This is a genomic window from Haladaptatus marinus (assembly GCF_051194195.1).
In genome coordinates this window covers 305,393-328,535 of the sequence record NZ_JBLZNK010000007.1, presented here as the reverse complement: position 1 = coordinate 328,535, position 23,143 = coordinate 305,393, and the positions used below count along the sequence as shown (strand labels likewise).

The following is a 23,143-nucleotide window of genomic DNA, read 5'->3' as shown; positions in this document are numbered from 1 at the left end:
CTTTGAATCCATCAGTCCCTGGTTGACGGACCACTAGAGGGCGTAGTTGATTATACCGTTGTAATAGAGGGGGATCGCGAGAGCGACCCCCTCGCTTTCGCAGAAAATGACGCAGAAAAAGACGCACTCCACCGTAGCCAACACACTAGTACCACCATGTGTCACCGGCAGTGCGGTGTGAATCTCGGGTGGTGGTGCCGCCCGAAAGGGGGTTCTGCGAACCCCCGTGATTACAACGCTATAATTAGCGCCCTCCGTTCCCTCCCGCGTTCGTTTCGTGGGCTCGCATCCACCCGGCGAGGTTGGGGTGGGCGAACGTGATCTCGATGTGATGCCCGCCGACACCCATTGCATCGTCAATCGACAGCGTTCGCGGCGTCTTGTAGGTCACACCGGGTACACGCTCAGCCATTTCTTCCATGACGCGATAGCCATCGTTCTTGTACGCATAGCCATAGAGAGCTGTCAGTTCTCAATTGACCGTTTGTTAGTATTGGCTACTAACGCAAATGGTTTTTATCTCTCAGCAGTGTATTCCTCGAATTGGTAGACGAACAGTATTCTTGTGAACAGCCTCGGGGTCAAGCCCCGAGGCACTCGGCCTGCTCCGCCTGTAGAACTGTAGTTACTCGTCCTCAAGAGCTGCGTAGATGTCAGCGTGACGGCGTCCGTCGAGCTTCCCCATCTCAAGGGCAATCTTTTGGCGCTCCTCGTCGCTCTCCGCCGACTGATACCGCTCGTACAGTCGGCGGACTTCTTTATCTATTGCTTCCGAGGAATCGGTGCTAGACGCCATTTCTGTTGTGAACATATTCTCTGTGGCCCTTTATCAGTTCCGACGAGCACACGCTCTGAAGTAGATGACTGCAGTCTCGGTATCGACCGCGGCTTCGTCTGTCGCAAACCGATGCAGTAACGTACGAATTTCGTCGCCGTATTCGAATGTGTATCCGTTCAACATATAAAAGACGACTACCGTACGAAGCGCCGTTCGTTTGTTCCCATCAACGAACGGATGATCTGCAACAAGCAGTCGCATCAGATGAACCGCTTTTTCGTGGACTGACTGTGGTACCTCTCCAAAAAATCCTTCCGAGACGTACTGAAGTGCAGATTTAATTGGCTCCTCCGATCGAACTCCTGGTTCCGTGCTCTTACCCTCCTTAACGACTTGCTCGTGGAGTTCGAGGATCAGCTCGATGGAAGGATACGCGACGTCCTCGCTCACATTACTAGGTCTCTCACGCCACCCGATAATCGTTCTGATGGACAATTGGTTTCTTAGCAAAGGAGATCACGTACTCCATTGTTTTTCTTGCACAACCTCCAGACATTGTCGCCAGAATCACTTCACGCTTTACTGACAATGACTTTCTCGGATGATTCAATCACGTATTCCTGACCACAAATGCGGTGGCCGGTACCAGCTCTCCCCCTCCCGCTGGTTTGTAGCCGATAGATGCCGATACAACTGCCGTACTCACGAGTAACCGTACCACTCCGTCCCGAACTGTGTCAATTCGGGGCGTCCATTTCCGCGGTTGTGTGGAGGTTCGTGTTAGATGTGTGTCCCTCTCGGGCGTGATTTGGTTCCGACCACGTTACTCTCCGGCAACCCCGTCTGTGGCCGGACTGTCGTCCGTGTTGTTGCTCGTCACCTCTCCAGGGAGTTCCACATCGGCTTTCAGGACAAGACGCGTCTCCTGGTAGCTCAGCCCGTCTTTGGATCGACCAGCTGCAAAGGCCATCGTCGAACGGCTCTACATGAAAGGCCATCTCTACGAGGTCGAGGGGAAGTTCCGGCTCACGGATTTTTAATAATTCGGTTGATGAAAAATTCTGCGAATCCAGAGTCGGAGTTATGCTTGGTGTAGAAGGTCGATTCGTTCGAGTTTTCCCCCGCACTCGGGACAGACAATATGCGGCGTTGCTGCAGTAGCTGTTTCACTACATAAAATGCATTCATAGAGTGGCTCTTCCGCTGTTGGCGACCGGTACCGCTTGATGATCATGTCGAAAATGGACATTCTCCTTTCCCACAGGTGTAACTTCGATGACCTATATATAATAATTATTAGCCATGTTATCGTCTAGCAGGGATATTCGATTCTAATTAGAGCTCGATGAATGATCAACGCACGCCTAGTCTTTCACTCGTCACTGCGATGAATCTTGTTCTGATATCGTCAATTTACTCATCAATGGTTTCAATGAATGAGGCCGTCTCATCAGTCGTGGTTGCACCCTGTTGCGTGGGATCGATCAGACTTTCCTCTTCAAGTAGTCGAAGTGAATAGCGTATTTCATGGTGGTCGTAGCCCAACTCGTTAGACATTTTTACAATCCCAATCGGTTCGTTGTCAACAACCATCTGGAGAACACCCAGATGCCGGTCAAGCATATCAACCTCTTGTGCGATTTTATCAATCATTATACCTGGTCTCATGGAGCCCCGTGGGTTACCCCTGCTCACCTGTCTGTATTTGGCTTGAGAACGTTGTCGTAGTGATTTGGCCCGAAACCATCTCGCTACTTCGGACATCAAGTGGCTCGTAGACGAGGATACTGTTGTTGCTGTGGACATCGACGAAATAGTCCTCGACAGGAATCGAATCTCACCGTCGGTTTTTGCTTGAACTAGCCGCCGATAGGTCGACTGCGATCGAGTGGATTTGGATTCAGAAATCGACTATTTGGATCTTCGAATGCACAAACTGAAACCCAGACCGCAGAGATACAAACTTATTCTGCCGAGTTCGTCTGAAGAGAGGGAGTTGCCGGTGTCGATTCAGGTGCCGAAGCAACGGGTCCGTTGACAAAGAGTGCATGTCCGATAAGGAGGACAGAGACGGTTGCACCGACTGGGATGGCTGTTGTCAACGAAAGTCCAACAGCGCTGACTGCGCCGGTGACACCGATCAATGCGAGTGGGATCAAGCCAAGAATGAGATCATAATATTCTGCCATAATCTATTTTATAAAAATGCGTGTAGGTACATAAGAGTTCTGGATAGCTACTCTATAGGTTCTCGATTATCACTATATAATATATAAATATGTTATTCATAACTTATGATGTACAGGTAGTCATGTTGCGTTTCAAAATTGAGCAGCTATCGGAACGTGCTCCCTAATGCCATCGGTTGCGGATGTGGGTTACTACAATCGGCATTTGTGTTACCGGAACGCGTTTTATCCTGCCATCCAATATTCTAACTGCGCTCTCACAACTGGTCAAGGCAACTTCCCGACGCCATCATGCGACGCTAACGGTCTGGCTGGTTGTGAGAGCCCTGCGGTCGGCTTTCCCTGCCTTTCTCCGAGAAGTATTGGTGGGAACTGCGTTTTCGGAAAACCCAATCGGAAACGATTCAACCGGGCTACTGACGACCGATTCTCTCGGAGCTTTCTGAGATCTGTCCCAGACAGGCAGTTCTGAATGTAGAGGTGCGAATTCGCTCCAAACTGACGGTAACAGAACCTTGACTGTTACTTCATAATGGGTGACCAGCACGACTAGTACTCTCACCTGTTTCCATCGACACTTCCTGTATTGGAATATTCGGAAGCGACCCTGGCTTGCCTAAGAGGATCTTGGTAGCTCAGCCCGTCTTTGGACCGCTGGCGCTTGATTTTCCCGAGTCGATTCTTCGAGAGTTCATGCATCGCATCCATCGTCCGGCGGGCAAGTTCTTGTGAGTATTTCTTGCTCACGTCCGATGGGGATGGGGTTGGGACAAGCACTGAGTGGCCTCCGCCACGCCGTGAACGGTGTGGTACCCCACCATAGGATTCCGGCCAGGAACTTTCGAGGTTCCAACCCGTACTCTCACAGGAACAAGCAGCGTATCATGTTTTCTCACTTCCGTTATTCAATTTCACGTGTATGCGGACTCGGCGAATCGACCGAGGAAAGCTGCGCTCGTTCGGATCCCGTTCTCGAAACAGTCGAGATCGAGGTGTTCGTTCGGGGCGTGATTGTTCTGGTCGGGGTTCGCATACGGAACGACGAGCACCGGCACGTCGGCCAGTTCATTGACGTTCCGGAAGTATGCCGCCGGGAGGCTTCCACCGAGGAGAGGAAGTTCGACAACCTTCTCGCTCCAAACGTCCGTGAGTGCATGCTTGACGTTGTCCGCCGCCGGGGTGTCGACGGGCGTTTTCGTCGGCGGGTAAGCAGCCAGTTTGTTTACGTTGACGTCAGGATTGACCGCTTCCACGTGAACACGGATGGCCTCGAAGACGGCATCCGGGTCTTGGTCGGGAACGAGCCGGCAGTCGATCATAGCCGTCGCCTCGTGGGCGATGATAGTCTTTCCTCCTGAGCCTTGGTAGCCGCCGGTGAGGCTGTTAATGTTGAGCGTTGGTTCAAGGAGCAGCCGTTCGTTGTAGGGTCGGTCAGATGCGAAATGGGTCAGACCGAGTTCCTCTTTGAATTCTTCGTCGTCCGCCGGGATGGCGGCGACCAGTTCTCGATCGGTGTCGGTCACCAATATGCCATCGTAGAAACCATCGACCGCAATCTCGGCACCAGCGTCAATCTGCATCGAGTCGATTACCTCGACCAGTTCGTTAGCAGCGTTAGGAACGGGTCCGCCGAAGTTACCCGAGTGAAGGTCGGAATTCGCCGTTTGGTGGGTAAGCTGCAGCATAAGAATCCCCCGGTGCCCATAGATGAGTGTCGGCTGTCGCGAGCGGTGCAGGGGGCCGTCAGCGATGTATACGAGATCAGCGTCGGCGATCTCTGTCGCCTCGGTGTCGAGATACTCCCGAAGGCCGGGACTCCCGCTTTCTTCGCCACCTTCGAGGAGGAGTTTGACGTTCACGGTGGGGAAGGCATCCGCAGCGAGGAGTGCGTTGACCGCGAAGACGTGTGCGCTGAACTGGCCCTTGTTGTCACCAGCGCCGCGGGCGTAGATGCTCCCGTTGCGGATCGTCGGTTCGAATGGTGGTGAGTCCCAGTCGGCTTCGTCACCGGCGGGCTGGACGTCATAGTGTCCGTAGAACACGACTGTCGGGGCCTCGGGGTCTGTCAGTATCTCGGCGTAGACGAGCGGGTCGTGGTTGGTCTCGATGAGCTTCCAGTGCTCGAAACCGAATTCGGCAAGGAACTGCCCTACGAGATCTGCCCATTCGTCCATATCCCCTTCCGTTGAGGAGACGGTCGGTTGGCGAAGGAGATCGAACAGCGCGTTCTGGTACGCATCGAGACGTGAGTCGATGGCTGCGTCAACCGAGGCTGGAAGATGGTTTGTTGTCATGATCGGTCAGGATATTATGGTCGTGGTCGCGGTTGCTGTGACGACGTTGTCGCAGACTGGACATCGGTCTTGGACAGCAGTGAGCCATGCGTCGAGGGTTGCGGAATCGGCGTTGGCATCGATATCGATGGCGACTCGGAGTTCTTGATACCCGGCCCGGGAGTCGGTTGGATCACCCTTGTACTTCCGCGGGTCGATGTCACCAGCGACGGACACGTGGAGGTCCTGGATGTTCAGTCCCATCTCCTCGGCCACCATGTGACCGATGAGATTGTAGCACGCTGCTACTGACCCGAGCATGTATTCACCGGGCGAGGCGTCTTCCCCCACGATGAATTCGTTGCCGGCAGAGGTTTCGAACGCCATCCGCTTGTCGTCGACCCGGTGGCCATGCACGGTCGTCGTTTTTACTTGATTGTTTGAATTCATAGGATCCTCTAAATGTGTAAACATTTAAAGATGGTTTATCACACAAAATTTAAACGCAACGAAGGGGTTCGGACGATTGTGTGGTGGCTCCGATCAGACTTCGATCGTCGCTTCGTCTGACACTTGGGCTTCGATGAGTTCTTTTGTGTTTTGTAGATGGTTCTTCACTTGCCGTTCGTTGTAGCGATTTGCGAGAGGTTTGAGTAGGCGGTTAAGCAGGGAATCGTCGTATTGATGATCGGATTGGTGGACAATCCGCGTCCCAGAGTCGGTTTCGGAAAGGTATTGGTTTACTTTCCCCGTCATCTCGGGACTCTCTATCGTGAGGACCATGTGCTCGTTCGGTTTGACGATGGTCAATTGCATCGTACTATCGATCGAGAGACCGAGCATCTTGTAGGTGGCACACATTCGAATCTCATCGTCGGTCTCCTCAATGATTTCTAGATCCTGCAAACTCGGCATCGTCTTTGGCCAGTTCCTGGGATTGCTATCAAACTCGAAGACGTGCTCAACGGGCGCTTCTATTTCGATTGTGTGTTCAAAGGTGGACATGTATCTCAACTCTATCATGAATCGAAGTATGCAGTTTCTTTCGATAACGAATTAGCTGTAATACTCCCGACTGATGAGTCACGTATAGGTTTGCTAATATATTAAACCTATCGGAAGCTTTTTAGAAAACACATGACACTCTCTGCAGCGGTTGGAGCACTGTCGCCATTAAACTGTAGTGGTGGTGGTGTGTTAGCATGTGTCTATCTATCTATTTATTCTCTACAATCATAATGGTTGTTGGTGATAGATCATGGCTAAAACTTCAGTGAAGAGCAATGCTCAGATCGTGCGGGAAAATTACGCGGCATTCAACCAAGGCGACGTCGAAGCAGTCATGGCCACGATGGCAGATGACATCGAATGGATTGAGCCTGAGGGCACTCCCTACGGCGGAGTATATCGTACTCCCGAGGCTGTGCTGGAGAACGCCTTTGGACCCGTGATGGAAGACATCGAAGCGTTCCGGATCGATACTGACCGGTTTATTGATGGCGGAGACACAATTGTCGTTCTTGGCACTTTCCATGGGACGAGCAAGGAGTCGGACAAGCGTCTCGACGTACCCTTTGCACACATCTGCGACCTGGAAGACGGGAAGATATCCCGGTTCGTCAACCACACGAACACGCTTCTCTGGCAGCAGACGGTTGAAGCATAATCGACATGGAACTGCGGTATTTTTTATTGTCTTCAATCTCACTTGTAGGAGACATCTATCTGCTGGCTCGATAGTTTTGCATGCTTCGCACGGTCTCAACCAAGCCGTTCTCGGCTCTCGTTAGTGGGAGTCGATTATAACGTTGTAATAGAGGGCGGAAATTGGCTCAGACGCCTGAATTCGTTGCACAGAATAACTCTTCCGTATTTGCAAACCGGCTAATACAGCTAGGCCCAAACACCGGTGATAAAGTAGGTGCTCAATGTGATAGGATGAGATAGATCGGTTTTCTATCGCAAGCTACTGTAAGAGATATATGACTGTTTACATGAGCCCAACAGTTCGGATTCGATAACGTAGCTTGAACTAACGTAGCTTGAACTAACGTAGTCTTATCTACACAATCGTGCCCTTTATGTTGCCATCGAATCTACAGGCGAACAATGCCACCATTCGTTAACAGAACAAAAGAGCTCGACCGACTCACGAAGCTCTACAATAGCAACTCTCCAAATTTGAGTGTAATATACGGTCGTCGACGGATGGGGAAAACGGCTCTTGTCGTCAAATCTATCGAAGACCGCGAGGATGCCGTCTATCATCAAGCTGCACATGGCACCCCCGAGCAACAGCTTGATTCGTTCATTGCCGATGCGACGACAGCCTTTCCTGGAATTAATCGGATTCGAAAGGATTGGGAAAATGTTCTCAACTACCTTGCTGAACAAGATGCAATCGTCATTCTCGATGAATTTCCCTATCTTGTCGACGAAAATGAGGCTCTTCCATCAATTATTCAGCGTATCTGGGATCACGAAGTCGAAGAGACAGCGACAACCTTCGTCCTAACCGGTTCTGCTATCGGCATGATTCACAAAATCGCTCTCGATGGCAGTTCACCGCTCTACGGCCGCATCTCGAAGCGACCGAATGGCAAACTCGACATTGGACCGCTCCCATTCGAAGCGGCGATGACCTTCTTCCCCGACTATGATCCAGCAGAACAGGTCATGGCGTACGGTGTTTTTGGGGGGACACCAGACTATCTTCGCGCTGTTGATGACAGTCAATCACTCAAGGAGAATATCACAGAAACGTTGCTCCTTCGAGATGGTGGTCTCCATGAAGAACCTGAAAATGTTCTGCACAGGGAATTGGACGAGGTGGATCGATACTTTGCCGTGCTGAAGGCGATGGCTGAAGGGAACCGCCAGCGAAACGAGATTGTTCAGGCTGCAAGCATCAACGCTAACAGTGCTGGCTATTACCTCTCTCGTCTGCGAGAACTCCAAATAATTGAGCAAGAGTATCCGGTCACAGTTGACCCGTCGCGAAGTCGAAACAGTCGCTACCGAATCTTGGATCAGCTCTTTGCGTTCTGGTTCCGGTTCGTCCATGGACGATCATCGCGGTACGAAGTCTTTGGGCCAGATGCGTACGATGAACTCGTCGAACCGTACCTTTCAGACTTTGTCAGTGGCACATTCGAGCAGCTATGTCAACGGGCGATTCTCTTCGAATACGGTGATGAGTATACGTTTACGGAAGAGCCAGACACGTGGTGGGATACCGATGGGCGTGAAATCGACATCGTTGCGCCAACGAACAGTGACACGTTGGTCGTGGGTGAGGTGAAATTCACTCAACAGCCACTCGGGTACGATGTCTTTGCCCAGCTCCAGCAGGAAGCACCTCATATTGATTGGGTACCGAATGGTGGTGAAGAGCCAGAATATGAGTATGCGCTCTTCAGCCGGAGTGGATTTGCGTCGTCGCTGGAGGAGGCTCGTGATGAACGGGATGATCTCCATCTTTATACCGTTGAGGACGTAGTTGAGACGATCACGGAGTAGGGGTTTTGGGATCACTTTAACGAGTGCATGATCGTGGAGATGTTGCCAATATTTTGAAGGGCTGTACACCGGCTTGAGCATGAAGCGCACTACGACTGGATTGCGTTCGTGCTGTTGCGTGATTCGGATGCTGGGGCATTGACGAAGTACTTCGGGAAGGTTGCGGGTGAGGATGAATACAAATATCGGGGCATCGAATGTCGCCAGCGAAGTTCTCCCGCGTATATCAACGATGCGCAAAAAGCGTTGGTTCGAGCGGTGAATGCGTATCGTGATCCGGAAATGGTTTGTGAGGAACTGCGGACGTGGGTTGATCGCCTTGAGCGTGGTGCAGTTGATCCGAACGAGTTGGTGATCACGAATCGGGTTTCGAAGAAACGGGAGGACTACTCGCAGTCGACACGGAGTGTGGCGGCACTGGAGCGGGCGGCTGATTTGGGGTTGACGCGTGCGCCTGGCCAGAGCGTGTCGTATGTAGTGGTTGACGATGCGAAGCAGTCGCGAGAGCGGGTGCAGTTGGCAAGTGAGGAGTTAGACGAGTATGATATCGGGTTTTATCGGGAGTTGTTGGTTCGTGCGGCAGCGAGTGTGTTGTCGCCGTTGGGGTGGCGTGAATTGGATATCGAGCAGGAGTTGGGACAGTATACCGAGTCCAGTTTACAGTCATTCGGTTAACACGATATGAAGGATATGCAAACGTACCTGCTGCTTGCTCGTGCCGTGAAGAACTGTCTGTGTCGAAAGAAATCACGCTATGTCTGCATCAGTTGTCCCTGTTAACGGAGCAACACGGAACACATAGTCTGCATAGACACCATCCAGATTAGTGGGACTTTCTTCAGCCGCATGCCTTTGACAAAGACGAGCTTCTGCCTCAACAGCCCCGTGACCCGTTTCTTCTTGGTAGCGTTCAAGGACGACAAACTTCGCTAGCTCGTCGCACCCACGACGGTGACACGTCGGGTGCGAGTCCGAATTTTCTTCTCTCACGTATCGAGAATCATCTGCTTCGTTCTGGTCGTCACGTGGTTCTGTTTCGTCCATCCGTTCACGGGCTTGTTCAACTTCCCACGCTCGCTGGCGGTTCTCTTCGTCATGAGCTTGCTTGTTTCGGCTCTTTTTGTTGTCCGCCATATCATATTTAGGTGAACGAAAGGGATAACGCTGTGGCCGGCACTCGGGACTTTTTCACCAGTGATTCTTGTGTTCTCACACGGACATTGTGAGACGGAAATTCGCCTACCGGAGTGGACTACTTCGCTTCTTTGAGATTCTCAAACAGTCACAGAACATCCGGACGAATCTAGAAGATGAGATTCATTATGTTGGAAGTCTATCTATACCTGGCATGATGCTCCGTCTGCTCCTTTCAGCCATCGGTCTCACCGAACTGCTTTCACCAAACACACTAATCGATCGTGCTGAGCAGCTCGCACTTGACAATCCCGATGACTGTGAATTACGGTCGTGGGTTGTTCCCGGTGCGCGGATTGAAGGACTCCTCATCTTAGTTTCCATGTGGCGAAGCGATCGCTCGTATTCTTCATTTAAGCAATTTCTCGGTGTTATTGGACTTCTTGCGCTGGTGTTCCCACATGCTTATGTTGACTATGGAAGCCAGCTTGCGTACACCGATGCCAGCGACTGTCGATGGAAACCGTGGGTCTACGTCGGTACCCGGTTGATCGGAGTATTGTATGTGATCATCGCTCTCAACGAACTATGGAACGACTGATCTGGATGTTGGTTACAGGATTTCGAGGAGAAAGCCCACGACTTCAGTCGTGGGAGTAGTCACGTACTGTGCTGTTGCTGGAACCACTGTGCCAACTCCTGTTGAAACCGCTCAAACCACTGGAGGTCGTCTTGAAGGACGTCAAATACGACCTCCTGATCAACGTCACCGTAACGATGGGCGAGGATATTTCGAAACCCAACTGCTTCTTCCATCTTTACCTGTGTCTCACTCGTGATGACCCCTGCCTCACCAAGGGCCTGTATCTCTTGCTTTGCGGTTTCACTCTCTGCGAGATCCTCTGTGGCACGGATGTGCTGGGCAAGATCGATACACGCTTGGATGAGGTTCATCAGCGTTCGCTCGACTGCCCGCTGTCTTATCATATCGGTCAGATACTGGTCTCGTGACTGTCCACGCATCTGCCGCAAATCGTCGGTGTATTGGTTGATGTATTGGAGCTTATCGACGAAAATCTCCTCATCGACCATCTATACGTCACCGCTCGCAAGACGGTTGATGAATTCCTGACGTTCCCGCTTTCGCTCATCGGCGGTTGCATCGTACTCTTGTTCGATTTCCGTTCGATAATCGTCTACGGCTGTTTCATCGCCGACGAGGAGTATTCCATCACGAACGGCTGAATGAACGACGTTCAATGGGAGCTGTTCGATGTCGCTTACGTCCACAAAGCCCTCGGCATATGCTTGGAGGTCAGCATCGATACGATTCCGTCGTTGAAACCGCTCACGGGCATCAAGCTGGTCTGGAAAGTGGAGTGCAATATCGACATCGGATGTCGGTGTGGCCGTCCCGCGTGCATGGGATCCAAATAGGAGGGCGAACGTGACTTCAGTCTGCGAAAGATAGGACTGGAGCCGAGTGACATCAATGCCGTCGATGTCCGTGTCGCTCGTCCGCTTCATGAGTTAGTGTTTGCGAGCGATGACTAATATACTTACGTTGGCTCCATCTCGGCCGAGTGCTAACGATGCAGAAGACGGGAAGATGGATCTCTCCTGTAGGATCCCGTAAGTAGAAGACGCGAACATGGTCTTCAGAATCAAACCGCACTCTCCTGACGGTGACTTCTCGGTCGATCTATTCCGCTGCCTGGTTAGGGGTGATTTGGTCATCGGAGGCTGTAGTCGACTAGGACGGAGCCGTCCTCGAAACGACGTGTCGTGTTGAGAGCGAGGTCGATCCGCGTTGCGTCGGGGAGGGCTCGGGTTCCCCCACCGACGATCGTCGGAACCAAGCGCAGTACATACCGGTCGACCAGACCTGCGCGGATGGCCTCGGAAGCGAGACCGGCGCCACCGATGGACAGGTCGCGGTCAGCCTCGTCTTTCATTGCCTGTACGACTTCGGGGTCGAACGTTTGCTCCAGACGGGTCCGCGGTTCCAGCACGGTGTCCAGGGTAGTTGAGTAGACGACCTTGTCGGTATCCCCCCACGCCTCGGCGAACTCGCGTTCTACCTCGGAGAGGTCGTCGAGGAGAAAGGTGTCCCACACCCTCATCGACTCATACATGCGACGGCCGATAAGGGAGGTGTCGACCGATTGTTGGAAGTCGTTGAAGAAGGCATGCGCGTCCTCAGATGGCTCTGTCCAGTCGAAGTTGCCGTTCTCGTCGGCGATGTAGCCGTCGAGTGATGAGTTGATGACGTAGATGAGGTCGGCCATGGAATCCTCTTGACCGTCACGACTATTCAATATGGCGACAAAAGGGCCGGAAACTGATCAGACGGTCTGTATCTACGTTGCGCACCTCCTCGAAGGCAGTCGCGACCCCGAATGGGATCGCCGCTATGTGAACCAGGTCAATTTCACTTGTAGATAACGCTCCGCTGCATGCATCCTCTCTATATGTCGTCCATTTCTCACAGGTCACTAGTGGGTGCCGTTCAACCTCTGGCTCGTCAGTTTGGAGCACTTCGGTACGTTCTCACTCACTCCGTCCTCGACTGTCGCTAGTGGGGGCCGTCGATTACACCGTTGTAATAGAGGGGGATCGCGAACGCGACCCCTCCGTTTCGCAGAAATAGACGCACTCCACCGTAACCAACCGATTACTACCACCATGTGTCACCGGCAGTGCGGTGTGAATCTCGTGTGGTGGCGTCGCCGAAGTGGGGGTTCGACGAACCCCCGTGATTACAACGCTATAATTCGCTCCGTCCGTGGTTAGATTCCTCCCGCGTTAGCTTCGTGTGCTCGCATCCACCCGGCGAGGTCGGGATGCGCGAACGTGATCTCGATGTGGTGGCCACCGACGCCCATGGCGTCGTCCACACACAGCGTTCGAGATTCCTTGTAGGTCACACCAGGTACGCGCTCGGCCATCTCTTCCATCACCCGATAGCCGTCGTTCTTGTACGCACAGCCATAGTGCGTCGCCACCTCTCGATAGCCTAACCGTGCGACCATCACATCGTTCGTCTTTGCGACGTTCTTTGCGTGCTCGAGGACGTCAAGGTATTTGTCCTCGACTTGCTGACTCTCAGCGCGCTTCTCACGGAAGTTGACGAGTTCGGTGTTCTGTTCCGACCGCTGGATCGTCTCGAAGAGTTGGCGACCTGCATTGGATGTACCCGTGACGAGATTGAGCGACTCATCATCAACGTTCTCGTCTCTCGATTGATGGATCTATATCCACCTCTCTGTCGCTGTCCTGAATAGGTTCATCGTGAGCGAAGTATATTGCGCTCATCTGTTTTGGTTTACATCGCTCCGTCGTCCCAAACAATAATATGTCCGCGCACTGGATCCGAAACAGAGTGTGGTGATCTCCGAACTGAGATTCTATTGACCAAATAACTAGTAATGTTCGATATTAATCGCTAGATAGCTCCGACCATTTTCGGTTATACGATCGTGCTACTAATTTCGACATATATAATTAAACCATCTTAGTATATTCAAAATTAATAGATTAAATTATATGAAATAAACTCAAACTCAATTTGTTTTAGTTCATTTCCCCCCGATATCTGCCGCTATTGGCGATTTCAAGCTCTGATTTGCGGCTCAACACTGAACTGTGGACGGCCAATACATTCATATTACCATCGTGCTTGAACTCATCGCAATCATGAGCGCATCCTCCAAGCCGGCTGACTCCGCTGGTGACGCTACCTCGTCCCCCCAAGACACGGCGCCGTCCCAACCACTGTCGAAGGATACGATTTTTCACATCTTGCAGGTACAGCGCCGTCGTTTGACCTTGCAGTACCTCCACGGGCGAACTGGCTCCGTTTCGTTGCGCGATCTTGCCGAGCAGGTCGCAGCCTGGGAGAACGAGATGACGGTCGTGGAGCTAACGTCGAAAGAACGCCAACGTGCCTATATTCCACTGTATCAAACTCACCTTCCGACACTCGATAAGGAGGGTATCATCGAATACAACAAAGATCGCGGAACAATCAGACGAACGGCCCGTGCTGACCAATTTGACCCATATCTGTTTGATACCGCTCCACAGGACTCATCCGAATCGTCCACGGACAGTGCGTTGAATCGTCGATGGAGACGGTATTATCTCGGCGGGACGCTTTTCAGCACGAGTCTGTTGGGTGCTAAATTGCTTCAGCTTCCACTTGTGTCACAAGTGGCGTCTCAACTAATTGTCCCAATCGTTTTGTCTGTCTTCTCCATCCTTACGGCGGGCCACTACTATACTCGGTCTGTACTCTCAGAGACCAATCCTATTGAGAGCGTTACTCAGTTATTCTCACGTCAGGGACGAAGTAACTAACCGGATATAAGTCGTTTCTCTGGTACAGCAGAGTTGTCGTGTCTGAATAGCTGATGATGATCTTTCGTCGGTCATTCGGTACAACGGCGGGTTTACATCGGAGGTTCGCGAGCAGATAGAGATCCGACTCGAAGACGAAGCCCTCTACGACTGGATTGCGTTTGTCCCGTTGCGTGATTCGAATGCTAGTACAATCACTCTGCCCCATCATCCAGCGCGAACGAGCCGTAATCGACCTCTCCTGCTCGGTCAAATCGGAGCATCTGAACTCCCGTACTTGATGTCTCGGCAGTCGTCAGCTCAAGGGCTGCTGGAATCGTTCCGTCCTCGAACAACCGCTTTCCGTCTCCCAAGACTAAGGGGAAGATCCAGAGCCAGAACTCGTCAACGAGATCGTGTGCAAGCAACGTCTGGATCAGATCTTGGCTCCCCTGCACTAAAATCACGTCCGCGCGCTCCTTCTTGAGGTCCTCGACTGCCTCCGCGACATCGCCCGAGAGGAGCGTCGAGTTGTTCCATTCTACCGCATCGACGGTTCTGGAGGCGACGTACTTGGGCATGCTGTTCAGTTCCTCTGCCATGGGGTCATCCTCCGCATCGACGTTAGGCCAATGCGCGGCGAAGATCTCGTATGTCTTCCTGCCGAGCAGCAGCGCGTCAGTCTCTGTGAACTGACCGTCCATGACCTCGCCCATCTTTTCATCCCAGTAGTTGACTGACCACCCACCATGGTCGAAGCCACCGTCACGGTCCTCGTCCGGACCTCCTGGTGCCTGCATCACTCCATCGAGTGTCAAGAATGTTCCCACGACAAGTTTTCCTGTTGCTTCGTCGGTGTTTGTCTCGTTCGCCATAAGCTCCTAAATCGTTGAGTCTAGTAAAGACCGTTCTGGCTCATCAAGTCGATGTCTGTCCGGTGAATCAATCCTCCCTATCTGGCACACCCGTCCTAACAGATGACGGCGGACGATATCCAGACGCTGACTCGTCGTCAACACTCTCTTCGGTCTCGTAGTCTCGCACGAGATTGATCAACCGCGAAACCGACGCTCGCACACGGGCGTTCTTCTCCTCTGCGTTGGTGAGCTTGTTGATGTCTGACTGTACAGTCTCGGTCGTGTCTTCGAGACTACTAAGCTGCTGTCGGTCCTGGACACGCTCTTTCGCCGCCTCGGTGCGATAGTCTTCGAGTTCATCGACACGGATGGAAATTTGTTGAATTGAGTATTGTGGTGATTGTATTCAACCCACACGTTTACGTGGTGCTTCATAGTAGTGTCTGTGAGAAATGGTAAATTAAATAATACTCTGAACCATGTCCATCAAAAAACGCCTTTCACGTGGAATACCGATCCCTGATCACGAACAAGTATCGTCGTTACGAGAACAGACAACTACCTATTTGAAGGACAAATTAGGCACAAGGGAAGAAGCGGTCGCCGAACTCTCAACGCTGATTGATCAATTCACTAACGAACCCACGTCTCATACGCTTGAGTACTCCGTTAATCGATTGTTAGAACAGTACGAATCGGGTGACGACCTCAAATTCTCGGAAGATCGTGCGCTTGAGAACTTCTTGCGTCGATATGACTTGGAAAAAACCCGGCTCGACGATCATTTACTCGAGGTGGTTCGAAGCCAATTCGCCGCGAAGACCACCGAGGAAACAACACAATCGCTCGAACGTATCGCTGACGAACTCTCGAGAAATTCGAAGGCAGATGTCGATCACCCGGTCGACGGTACCCTGATGGAGGTGCTATCCCGGTTCTTGACTGACGGTGATGCGGATCACATCCATTCTGTCGGCGACTTTCTTGAGCGAGACGCTGTCGACACGGCTCAGCAGGTCGAACAGTTGCTCGTTGAGGACCTGCCCCGATTGGTAGAAGAATCACGGCCAACCGACGTGAACAGCGATCGGGGACACGCCCCACCGGTCACCGCAGTAGCAGTTGCTGCGATGGCACTACTATCTAATGGTGAACGAATCGATCCCGCCTTCGAACGTATCCTGGTCAAATTGGCCTCTCATCTGCTTCCTACGCATCGCGATACGGACGAACCACCAGACAAGGGACTCGTCGATGCTCTCCCGGAGATCGTACGAGGCATCCGTGAAGAGGATGTAGACTTCGAGACACTTGGCTCGAAGCGGACTGGTTCGATCGTACTCGTTGCACTGTTCATCGCCAATCTTGTCGGAATGGGTCTCGGAGCGTGGAAGTCGTATCGGCATGCGCCGCCAATTCCCACTGAGATTCAGGATCCAAACGGAAACATCGTCACCACCGACGAACAGGTTCGGCTGGGCAAGAAGCTGTTCCAGGCTAATGGGCTGATGAACCAGGGGTCAATCCTTGGCAACGGATCGTATTTCGGAGTCGATCTTACAGCTGATGCTCTGCACCTCAAGGCTGAGTTTATGCAGGAGTACTATGCACGAGAGCAGGAAGAAGACTTTAACGAGGCACTCGATGATGCCGAAGAGATCGCCATCGAAGAACGCGTTAAACGAGAACTCGACACCGACACTCCAGATGGATCAGTCATCCAGTATTCGGCCGCTGAAGCGTATGCCCACCGTCGAATTCGTGAACAGTACATTGAGCGATACCACGAAGGTGACCCTGACCGAGGGATTCCGGAAGAATTCATTGCGACACCTGAACAGGCCGAGTGTATCGCCGACTTCGCCGTTTGGACAGCATGGTTTGCCCACACGAACCGACCAGACTCGACCCACTCATACACGAATGATTGGCCGTATGAACCTGCAGTCGGGAACCGTCCGACCGGTCAGGTGTTGGTCTGGAGCACGATCAGCGTCCTCTTGCTCATCTTCGGTGGTGGTCTCGGGGTGTGGGCGTATCATTCGCTTGATTTCGCCGAACCAACGACCGACGTCATCGACATTCCATCACCCGACTCGGTGTCGATCACACCCACACAGTACGCTGCAGCGTGGTATGTCCCGGTTGCTGGGGTACTGTTCGCCGTGCAGGTACTTACCGGGGCGCTTCTCGCGCACTATTATGTTGAACGGACGGGCTTTTTCCGGATTGAAGAGATGCTTGGGATCGACCTCATTTCGCTACTGCCATTCACGACAGTACGAACGTGGCATCTCAACCTCGCAATTCTCTGGATAACGACCCTGTGGCTCGCCGGGGGACTCTTCCTTCCAGGGCTGTTCAACGATCGTGATCCACCCTGGCAAGCGATGGGCGCGTCGGTGCTTCTTGGAGTGCTCGTAATCGCGACCGCTGGCGCGTTTACAGGAGTCTGGCTTGGAATACAAGGCAAATTTGGCTCGCCTGAAGAGAGCAAGCTTTGGTGGTGGCTTGGCTCTGAAGGGCTTGAGTATCTCGAGGTGGGCCGACTCTGGAAACTACTCTTACTTGGTGGGCTCGTCGGCTGGACCGGATTAGTACTCCGGAGTGTTCGACAGATGGACGAACCGCTCGGTGGGCTCGGACATTTCTTGGTGTATGCCGGTGGCTCGATCGGATTGTTGTTCGGTGCGAGCATGCTCTATACTCCAGAGACGAACATGGCGGTGACGGAATTCTGGCGCTGGTGGGTCGTCCACATGTGGGTCGAAGGTGTCTTCGAGTTCTTCGTAATCGCCGTCATCTCCGTTGCTCTCGTGTCGATGGAACTTCTCGAAAAAGAGGAGGCAGAAAAAGCAATCTTCTTTGAGGTATTTGCGATTATGGCGGCGGGTATCGTCGGGGTCTCGCACCACTACTGGTGGGTTGGTCTCCCTGATTTCTGGGTCCCGCTTGGAACGGTGTTCTCAACACTTGAGTTCGTCCCGCTCGTGTTCGTTCTGTATCGAAGCATCGGCGAATACCGCTCGCTAAAATCTCAGGGCGAGGAGTTTCCGTATACAATTCCGCTACTGTTCATCCTCGGCAGTAGCATCTGGAACTTCGTCGGCGGCGGCGTGCTCGGCTTCTTCGTCAACTTACCAGTGATCAATTACTATGAACATGGTACCTATCTCTCTGTCGCCCACGCTCACGGAGCAACGTTCGGTGCGTTCGGTTTACTTGCGCTTGGACTCGGTACCTACATTCTGCGTGTTGTGACGCCCGAGGCGGCGTGGGATCCAACGTGGTTTCGGGTCTCATTCTGGTTCATGAACGTCGGGCTTACAATCATGGTCATTGCATCGTTGCTCCCGGTCGGATTCGCCCAACTCCGGGCGGTCTACACGGATGGCTATGCCGCCGCACGGAGTCTCGAGTTCTACGAACAGCCACACATCCAGGCGCTCTTGTGGGCGCGGACGCTCGGGGATACGCCGATGATTCTCGGGGCACTTACGTTCACCGCTGGTGCTGTCCGTCACTTGTATGCTGCGCACAAGGCTTCATTGGGTTTGGAAGAAGGAACAACGAAAATGTCAGTATGGTCTATGTAGTGAACAGCGGAAATGAACTCTGATTGATATCATTGTGTGATTTCACACGCTGAAATTTCTTCGCCAAGAGGGTACTGGAGACGGGGAGGAGGAGACGAGGGATTCTGGCCACTGACGGTCGGTTTCTCACGAACACACTGACATTTATCATCGTTCTTGTACGCACAGCCGTAGTGGGTCGCGACTTCTCGACCCCAAGTCGGACATCCATCACGTCGTTCGTTTCTCTAAGCGAAAGAATCCCACTTATACTTCGCCAGTGCTGTTATCCAAGCATGGCTTCTGGGATTCACGTGCAGATTGGGCTAAGTAGTGCAGATAGTTGCCCTGTCTCTTCAATCAGTGAGAACTGCGAAATCGAGTCCTTGACTGCCAATCGACATTCCACCCCAGAGAGGACAGAAGTCGTCGGTGAGCTAACGGTTGACCACTCCGAAAATACTGAAGCAGAACTAAACATGGTAGATGAAGTCTTCCGTGACGATACGAAGTCGGTATATCGATACACGCATGGCAACGATACGTGTCCGTGTATGCGCGTGCCAAACCATGGGTGTCCCGTTCGTGACCTCCGTGCGAACTCTGGTCAGCTCATCTTGTCATTTATCACACCGGATCTTGAGACGCTTCGATCGGTCGTTGCTGACCTCCGAGGAAGCTGTGAGAACGTTACGATTCATCAGCTTACGCGATCGAGTGCTGCCGATAACGGGCAGTCACTTCTGTTCGTCGACCGCACTGAATTTACCGACCGCCAATACGAAGCACTCGAAACAGCACACGAGATGGGCTATTTTGACTCGCCAAAGAAATCGAACTCCAAAGAAGTGGCTAATAAAATGGGAATTTCAGTGGCCACGTTTGTCGAACATCTCTCTGTTGCCCAAACGAAACTATTAGATCAGATTCTCACAGACTGATCGCGCTAATTTGTCAATCTAATTTTAGTTGATCAGAATGGCTCTCCCCGGCATGGTGCTATCTTTGCTCATTGTCCCCGTGCGACATGGGGTTAAATAAACCCAAGTATATTAGCGACAGCTCGTATCCTGATTCTCCACCAAATTTGATTTGTCGCAATGTCTCAATCAGTCTATGGGGAAATTGGCGGTCGTGATGCAGTCGAAGCGGTCGTCACGGACTTCTACGACCGGGTGCTATCGGACGACCAGCTTATCCCGTATTTTGAAGGGATGGATATGGACGAGTTGCGTGCGCACCAAATTCAGTTCATCAGTGCAGTTGCTGGTGGGCCAGTTGAATATTCGGGTGCTGATATGCGTGAGGCACATATCCACCTTGATATCGATGAAGCGGACTTCGAGGCCGTCGGTACACACCTCGAAACCGCGCTTCGAACGAATGGAGTTGGCGAAGACAATATTGACGCGATCATGGCCGAAGTCGTCGCGCTGAAAGATCCGATTCTCGACCGGTGATCGCGAGCTGATTACACTGTCGTAATCTCCTTCAGCCGCCCAGTGTAATCCGCTAAACTACTTCTTTCCTTATCTACGGGCCGCGAAAAGAAGAAGAAGCAATTACACCCTCCAGTAGTCAACCGTTCATTCCGCCCTCAGAGGGGGTGCAAGTTGCACCCCCTCCTCATCTCTTGGGGATCGTCGATTACGGTCGGTGGCTCGGTAGTGATTACGACACCGTAATCTCCTCCGTGACGCTCTCGTCTTCGTCGGACGTGATCGGTGCTGCCGACGAAAGAACGTCAAACTCTTCGTCAACATTTTCCGCCACTGCGTCCGGGTCTTCCTGGTTGTCAGTGCTATCGTCGCTTCTCTGGTTGTTGGTGTCTGCGTCCTCGTCTCCCGTGCTGACGTGATCCATCTGTGCTGCAAAGAACGACTCCCATTCGTCTTCATCAGCCACAAGGGTGTTTTTCTCGTCACGGTGCTTCAGCGTGACAAGATTGCTGCTGTCTTCTGGGTCAGGCGTCTCACTTCGGCTCGTTCCTCGTGCGACGAACTCCATGACACGGCGCACCGTGTTTGGGTTGGTGTCGAGGTCGTGGTCGTCGAGGATCTGTTTGACGAGCCATGACGGGAGTCGCATCTTGCTGTGACCTCGTCGTGCACGCTCGTGGAAGGCTGCCCACACGAAGGTTGCACGTTCTTTGTTCTTCGAGAGGTCGTGATTTCCGGTCTTCCGAGCGGATGTCGCGTTAGAAGTAAGTTGCCTAGTCCCCCACCCGTAGCGATTGAAACGCTATTGCAGTGACGAAATGACGTGTGTACTCACAAAGATTTGAACGTGACTTAAAGAAGTATATTTTTAAATATAAAGACTGCGATTGCCATTCTCTAAAAACCATTTTTAGAGCGCTAGCGCTAGCCTAGAACCACCTATTGCTGTTATAGAGAATTGCACCATGACCCGCAAATAGACTGTGTCCCTGATCGATGAAAAAGGAAAATTCGGCCATACAAGGCGAAAAAGAGATTTCCTACTCAAAGAGTGGCAAATTGACGGTGAAAGGTACCAAATCCGCTTAGATATGCGAGGCCGTGTACTGCTCCTAATCGGACTGCAGTATCCGACATTCTCTTGTTCTATTCCGTCAGGGAGCGCATAACAATATACAGTGCGACCATTGGATAAACTGCGAGCGCCACAGGGGCTTCCCATTTCCCAGAGACCCTACCCGTGGCGCTCGGAATGAAGAAAGTCAACGGGGAATCTCACGTCTGATGGTCTACAGATGGCCGTGTCGTCATTCCCACCACGGCCATCACCGATTCCCGGTGGGGGAATCCGGTGCGAGAACGGGTTGCTTGTTGGTAGAAGCACCATCGACGCTCCGACTCGTGTCGTCGATGGCGGCCACGAAGTGGCCCCGGTGGTTCGAATCCACCCCCGTTCGTATTCCTATTTAACACTGAAACGGGTGAGACAGTGGTATTGTCGAGATACAAGGAAAGTGGTTTGAGCATTTTTTATTGGTAAGCAGAGGATGTCCACAGTCAGCGACGCCTTTGATGTCAATTATTGTACAATGTTTATTATCCACGCAGTATTGGGTAAAATTGCCTGTGAATGAAAGTAGCAGGCATTCGGCTGAGCGTCCATAGAATTCTACTTCCGATTAAATCTATAGCGGAAGTGAACACACCAGATAGCGAGTGAACTCACAAACTCACCTCGATACCCTCTCCGTGTTTATAAAATTGCAGGCGAGAATACCACGCCCTTGAGGGTGTGGATGAATCGCCGTCTTTGGTTACTTTCACTGTACGGCATAGTCTTAGGTGCTCTCCCCGCGTATTTCTCGGTGTCAATTCGATGGTATCCCATCGGATTCTGACAGTCCGACAACTGGCAGTTGACTCGGTGGTTGCCGCATCAAATACGTAAGCCCTCGGACACGCAGACCGACACAAAACACCCAAGTACCTCCGAGTCTCGTCCGGTCTTCGGACGGGATAGGAGTACCGGTACCGTGGCAGTGCCAGCACCTCGTCGGGGTGCGAACCCTAAACATCCCACCGAACCGCCCATTGGTGGGCGTGGGAGGCCCGCGTCTTCAGGCGCGGGAGGATGTCACATGGATTGCAAATGAAAATGACATAGGAGAGACGCTCCTAAATATCAATTGTTCAGAGAGGTATTCACTGAAACAGCATTCGTACAGTCGCGTCAAAGTCAACTGCTCCCTCGGGTGTGGTGTTAAAAACTCCTGAGTTTTCAAAGACAATCATCTGCTTACCTGGTTGCATCGTACCGAACGCTTTTCCAGACTTCACACCAAATTCACTTACTCCCCTTGAGTACATTATTTCCCCACGGTCACGGAAAGCCTTGAGCTGGTTTTGTTCCATCACCCAGACATCAATGGGGCCACCTTTGACTTCTATATCCCATTCAAGAGTGTATCCGGTTTTGCCCCAAAAATTCATCCCTTCAAATTCACCCGATTCAAGATGGCCAGATATCTTAGAAACGTTTTCAGAATTACTCTCTTTTATAGTCGAGATCTTAATCGCGGATTCAGGTGCTTGCTCCAACTTTGTCGCTTCAGTTTCCCCAACGCAACCACTCAAGAGCGTTCCACTCACTGCTACTGCCGCACTAATGAACTCTCGCCGATTCATATCAATAAGACAATATTGAGTATATATAAATTCTGTGCTGTTGATATTTATGAACCTACAGAGTTCTACCGGAACATGAACACAGTAGGATTCGAATGGTGATTATCGTAAAAACCGCTAAACAGCGTTGATGTGACTGGGTAGGAGGAGTAAGTCACGCTGTATGAATTATCTTGAATACAGGCGCTAAAACCCCGTCGTTTACTGCGGGGATACACCGCCGTCATCGAAACAGGAAGCCCTGCCCTTTAGGGCGGGGAGGAGTCACCAAGTCCGCTCACTATCCAGCCGCGAGCTGGGAGTGACGTAAGTTAGTATTATATACTAACGAAAATTCCACCCGAAACACGTCGCAC

The 23,143-nt window shown here is 52.0% G+C and carries 28 protein-coding genes; 9 read left to right on the top strand and 19 right to left on the bottom strand.

The features are described from left to right. Positions 1–244 precede the first annotated feature (244 nt). The 11 genes from ACN2TU_RS23760 to ACN2TU_RS23710 all read right to left on the bottom strand — a co-directional run bounded on the left by ACN2TU_RS23760 (position 245) and on the right by ACN2TU_RS23710 (position 6,245). Positions 245–421, bottom strand: a complete 177-nt coding sequence (locus ACN2TU_RS23760; RefSeq protein ID WP_435158963.1) for a hypothetical protein — start codon at positions 419–421, stop codon at positions 245–247. Between the two features lie 204 nt (positions 422–625). Next, the gene (locus tag ACN2TU_RS23755) at positions 626–811 is read right to left on the bottom strand and encodes a hypothetical protein (RefSeq protein ID WP_227778105.1); all 186 of its coding nucleotides are present in this window, start codon (positions 809–811) and stop codon (positions 626–628) included. Between the two features lie 18 nt (positions 812–829). Beyond that, positions 830–1,228 carry a type II toxin-antitoxin system death-on-curing family toxin gene (locus ACN2TU_RS23750; protein WP_435158962.1) on the bottom strand — a complete coding sequence of 133 codons (399 nt, stop codon included), beginning with the start codon at positions 1,226–1,228 and terminating at the stop codon, positions 830–832. A gap of 373 nt (positions 1,229–1,601) precedes the next feature. Continuing rightward, on the bottom strand, positions 1,602–1,748 hold the full coding sequence (locus ACN2TU_RS23745) for a DUF8008 family protein (protein ID WP_435158961.1): 147 nt from the start codon (positions 1,746–1,748) through the stop codon (positions 1,602–1,604). A 111-nt stretch (positions 1,749–1,859) separates the two neighbouring features. Beyond that, positions 1,860–2,012 carry a DUF7129 domain-containing putative zinc-binding protein gene (locus ACN2TU_RS23740; RefSeq protein WP_435158978.1) on the bottom strand — a complete coding sequence of 51 codons (153 nt, stop codon included), beginning with the start codon at positions 2,010–2,012 and terminating at the stop codon, positions 1,860–1,862. 179 nt (positions 2,013–2,191) lie between these two features. Then, positions 2,192–2,431 carry a hypothetical protein gene (locus ACN2TU_RS23735; protein ID WP_435158960.1) on the bottom strand — a complete coding sequence of 80 codons (240 nt, stop codon included), beginning with the start codon at positions 2,429–2,431 and terminating at the stop codon, positions 2,192–2,194. A 311-nt stretch (positions 2,432–2,742) separates the two neighbouring features. Further along, positions 2,743–2,967: a DUF8015 family protein gene (locus tag ACN2TU_RS23730; protein WP_435158958.1), complete on the bottom strand. Its 225-nt coding sequence runs from the start codon at positions 2,965–2,967 to the stop codon at positions 2,743–2,745. Between the two features lie 558 nt (positions 2,968–3,525). Then, positions 3,526–3,744: a DUF8008 family protein gene (locus tag ACN2TU_RS23725; protein ID WP_435158956.1), complete on the bottom strand. Its 219-nt coding sequence runs from the start codon at positions 3,742–3,744 to the stop codon at positions 3,526–3,528. A gap of 134 nt (positions 3,745–3,878) precedes the next feature. Then, entirely contained in the window at positions 3,879–5,261 is a 1,383-nt protein-coding gene (locus ACN2TU_RS23720; RefSeq protein ID WP_435158954.1) for a M20/M25/M40 family metallo-hydrolase, read from the bottom strand. A 6-nt stretch (positions 5,262–5,267) separates the two neighbouring features. Then, positions 5,268–5,690: an OsmC family protein gene (locus ACN2TU_RS23715; protein WP_435158952.1), complete on the bottom strand. Its 423-nt coding sequence runs from the start codon at positions 5,688–5,690 to the stop codon at positions 5,268–5,270. Between the two features lie 93 nt (positions 5,691–5,783). After that, positions 5,784–6,245, bottom strand: coding sequence for an SRPBCC family protein (locus tag ACN2TU_RS23710; protein ID WP_435158951.1), 462 nt, complete (start codon positions 6,243–6,245; stop codon positions 5,784–5,786). 253 nt (positions 6,246–6,498) lie between these two features. On the opposite strand from ACN2TU_RS23710, the gene ACN2TU_RS23705 reads away from it, so the two are divergent. The 3 genes from ACN2TU_RS23705 (at position 6,499) to ACN2TU_RS23695 (ending at position 9,434) form a co-directional block, all read left to right on the top strand. Next, positions 6,499–6,906, top strand: coding sequence for a nuclear transport factor 2 family protein (locus ACN2TU_RS23705; RefSeq protein ID WP_435158950.1), 408 nt, complete (start codon positions 6,499–6,501; stop codon positions 6,904–6,906). A gap of 443 nt (positions 6,907–7,349) precedes the next feature. Next, the gene (locus tag ACN2TU_RS23700) at positions 7,350–8,759 is read left to right on the top strand and encodes an ATP-binding protein (protein ID WP_435158949.1); all 1,410 of its coding nucleotides are present in this window, start codon (positions 7,350–7,352) and stop codon (positions 8,757–8,759) included. A gap of 108 nt (positions 8,760–8,867) precedes the next feature. Further along, positions 8,868–9,434 carry a hypothetical protein gene (locus ACN2TU_RS23695; RefSeq protein ID WP_435158947.1) on the top strand — a complete coding sequence of 189 codons (567 nt, stop codon included), beginning with the start codon at positions 8,868–8,870 and terminating at the stop codon, positions 9,432–9,434. A gap of 72 nt (positions 9,435–9,506) precedes the next feature. Here the strand turns inward: ACN2TU_RS23695 and ACN2TU_RS23690 are convergent, their stop codons facing one another. Further along, positions 9,507–9,893, bottom strand: a complete 387-nt coding sequence (locus tag ACN2TU_RS23690; RefSeq protein ID WP_435158945.1) for a hypothetical protein — start codon at positions 9,891–9,893, stop codon at positions 9,507–9,509. 214 nt (positions 9,894–10,107) lie between these two features. Between ACN2TU_RS23690 and ACN2TU_RS23685 the strand changes: the two genes are divergently transcribed. Then, entirely contained in the window at positions 10,108–10,494 is a 387-nt protein-coding gene (locus ACN2TU_RS23685) for a hypothetical protein (RefSeq protein WP_435158943.1), read from the top strand. A 59-nt stretch (positions 10,495–10,553) separates the two neighbouring features. On the opposite strand, the gene hepT is transcribed toward ACN2TU_RS23685, so the two are convergent. From hepT to ACN2TU_RS23665, 4 genes are all read right to left on the bottom strand, one after another. Then, the gene (hepT, locus tag ACN2TU_RS23680) at positions 10,554–10,985 is read right to left on the bottom strand and encodes a type VII toxin-antitoxin system HepT family RNase toxin (RefSeq protein ID WP_435158941.1); all 432 of its coding nucleotides are present in this window, start codon (positions 10,983–10,985) and stop codon (positions 10,554–10,556) included. Further along, the gene (mntA, locus tag ACN2TU_RS23675; protein WP_435158939.1) at positions 10,986–11,420 is read right to left on the bottom strand and encodes a type VII toxin-antitoxin system MntA family adenylyltransferase antitoxin; all 435 of its coding nucleotides are present in this window, start codon (positions 11,418–11,420) and stop codon (positions 10,986–10,988) included. Positions 11,421–11,626: 206 nt separating this feature from the next. Continuing rightward, positions 11,627–12,181, bottom strand: a complete 555-nt coding sequence (locus ACN2TU_RS23670; RefSeq protein ID WP_435158937.1) for a dihydrofolate reductase family protein — start codon at positions 12,179–12,181, stop codon at positions 11,627–11,629. 501 nt (positions 12,182–12,682) lie between these two features. Continuing rightward, positions 12,683–12,925, bottom strand: a complete 243-nt coding sequence (locus ACN2TU_RS23665) for a hypothetical protein (protein ID WP_435158936.1) — start codon at positions 12,923–12,925, stop codon at positions 12,683–12,685. Positions 12,926–12,955: 30 nt separating this feature from the next. Here ACN2TU_RS23665 and ACN2TU_RS23660 point away from each other — a divergent pair, with 30 nt between their 5' ends. Further along, positions 12,956–13,177, top strand: a complete 222-nt coding sequence (locus ACN2TU_RS23660; protein ID WP_435158935.1) for a hypothetical protein — start codon at positions 12,956–12,958, stop codon at positions 13,175–13,177. 412 nt (positions 13,178–13,589) lie between these two features. Beyond that, positions 13,590–14,252 (top strand): DUF7344 domain-containing protein, encoded by a 663-nt coding sequence (locus ACN2TU_RS23655; RefSeq protein WP_435158977.1) that lies wholly within the window; start codon positions 13,590–13,592, stop codon positions 14,250–14,252. Positions 14,253–14,446: 194 nt separating this feature from the next. Here ACN2TU_RS23655 and ACN2TU_RS23650 read toward each other — a convergent pair whose 3' ends face one another. Further along, entirely contained in the window at positions 14,447–15,106 is a 660-nt protein-coding gene (locus ACN2TU_RS23650) for a dihydrofolate reductase family protein (protein WP_435158933.1), read from the bottom strand. An 899-nt stretch (positions 15,107–16,005) separates the two neighbouring features. Here ACN2TU_RS23650 and ACN2TU_RS23645 point away from each other — a divergent pair. From ACN2TU_RS23645 to ACN2TU_RS23635, 3 genes are all read left to right on the top strand, one after another. Beyond that, the gene (locus tag ACN2TU_RS23645; RefSeq protein ID WP_435158975.1) at positions 16,006–18,684 is read left to right on the top strand and encodes a nitric-oxide reductase large subunit; all 2,679 of its coding nucleotides are present in this window, start codon (positions 16,006–16,008) and stop codon (positions 18,682–18,684) included. 275 nt (positions 18,685–18,959) lie between these two features. After that, the gene (locus tag ACN2TU_RS23640) at positions 18,960–19,604 is read left to right on the top strand and encodes a helix-turn-helix domain-containing protein (protein ID WP_472850224.1); all 645 of its coding nucleotides are present in this window, start codon (positions 18,960–18,962) and stop codon (positions 19,602–19,604) included. Positions 19,605–19,763: 159 nt separating this feature from the next. After that, the gene (locus tag ACN2TU_RS23635; protein WP_435158930.1) at positions 19,764–20,123 is read left to right on the top strand and encodes a group I truncated hemoglobin; all 360 of its coding nucleotides are present in this window, start codon (positions 19,764–19,766) and stop codon (positions 20,121–20,123) included. Between the two features lie 211 nt (positions 20,124–20,334). Here the strand turns inward: ACN2TU_RS23635 and ACN2TU_RS23630 are convergent, their stop codons facing one another. Next, a complete protein-coding gene (locus ACN2TU_RS23630) occupies positions 20,335–20,751 on the bottom strand; it encodes a hypothetical protein (RefSeq protein ID WP_435158929.1) in 417 nt (138 codons plus the stop codon). A gap of 1,553 nt (positions 20,752–22,304) precedes the next feature. Beyond that, the gene (locus ACN2TU_RS23625) at positions 22,305–22,787 is read right to left on the bottom strand and encodes a hypothetical protein (protein ID WP_435158928.1); all 483 of its coding nucleotides are present in this window, start codon (positions 22,785–22,787) and stop codon (positions 22,305–22,307) included. Positions 22,788–23,143: the final 356 nt, after the last annotated feature.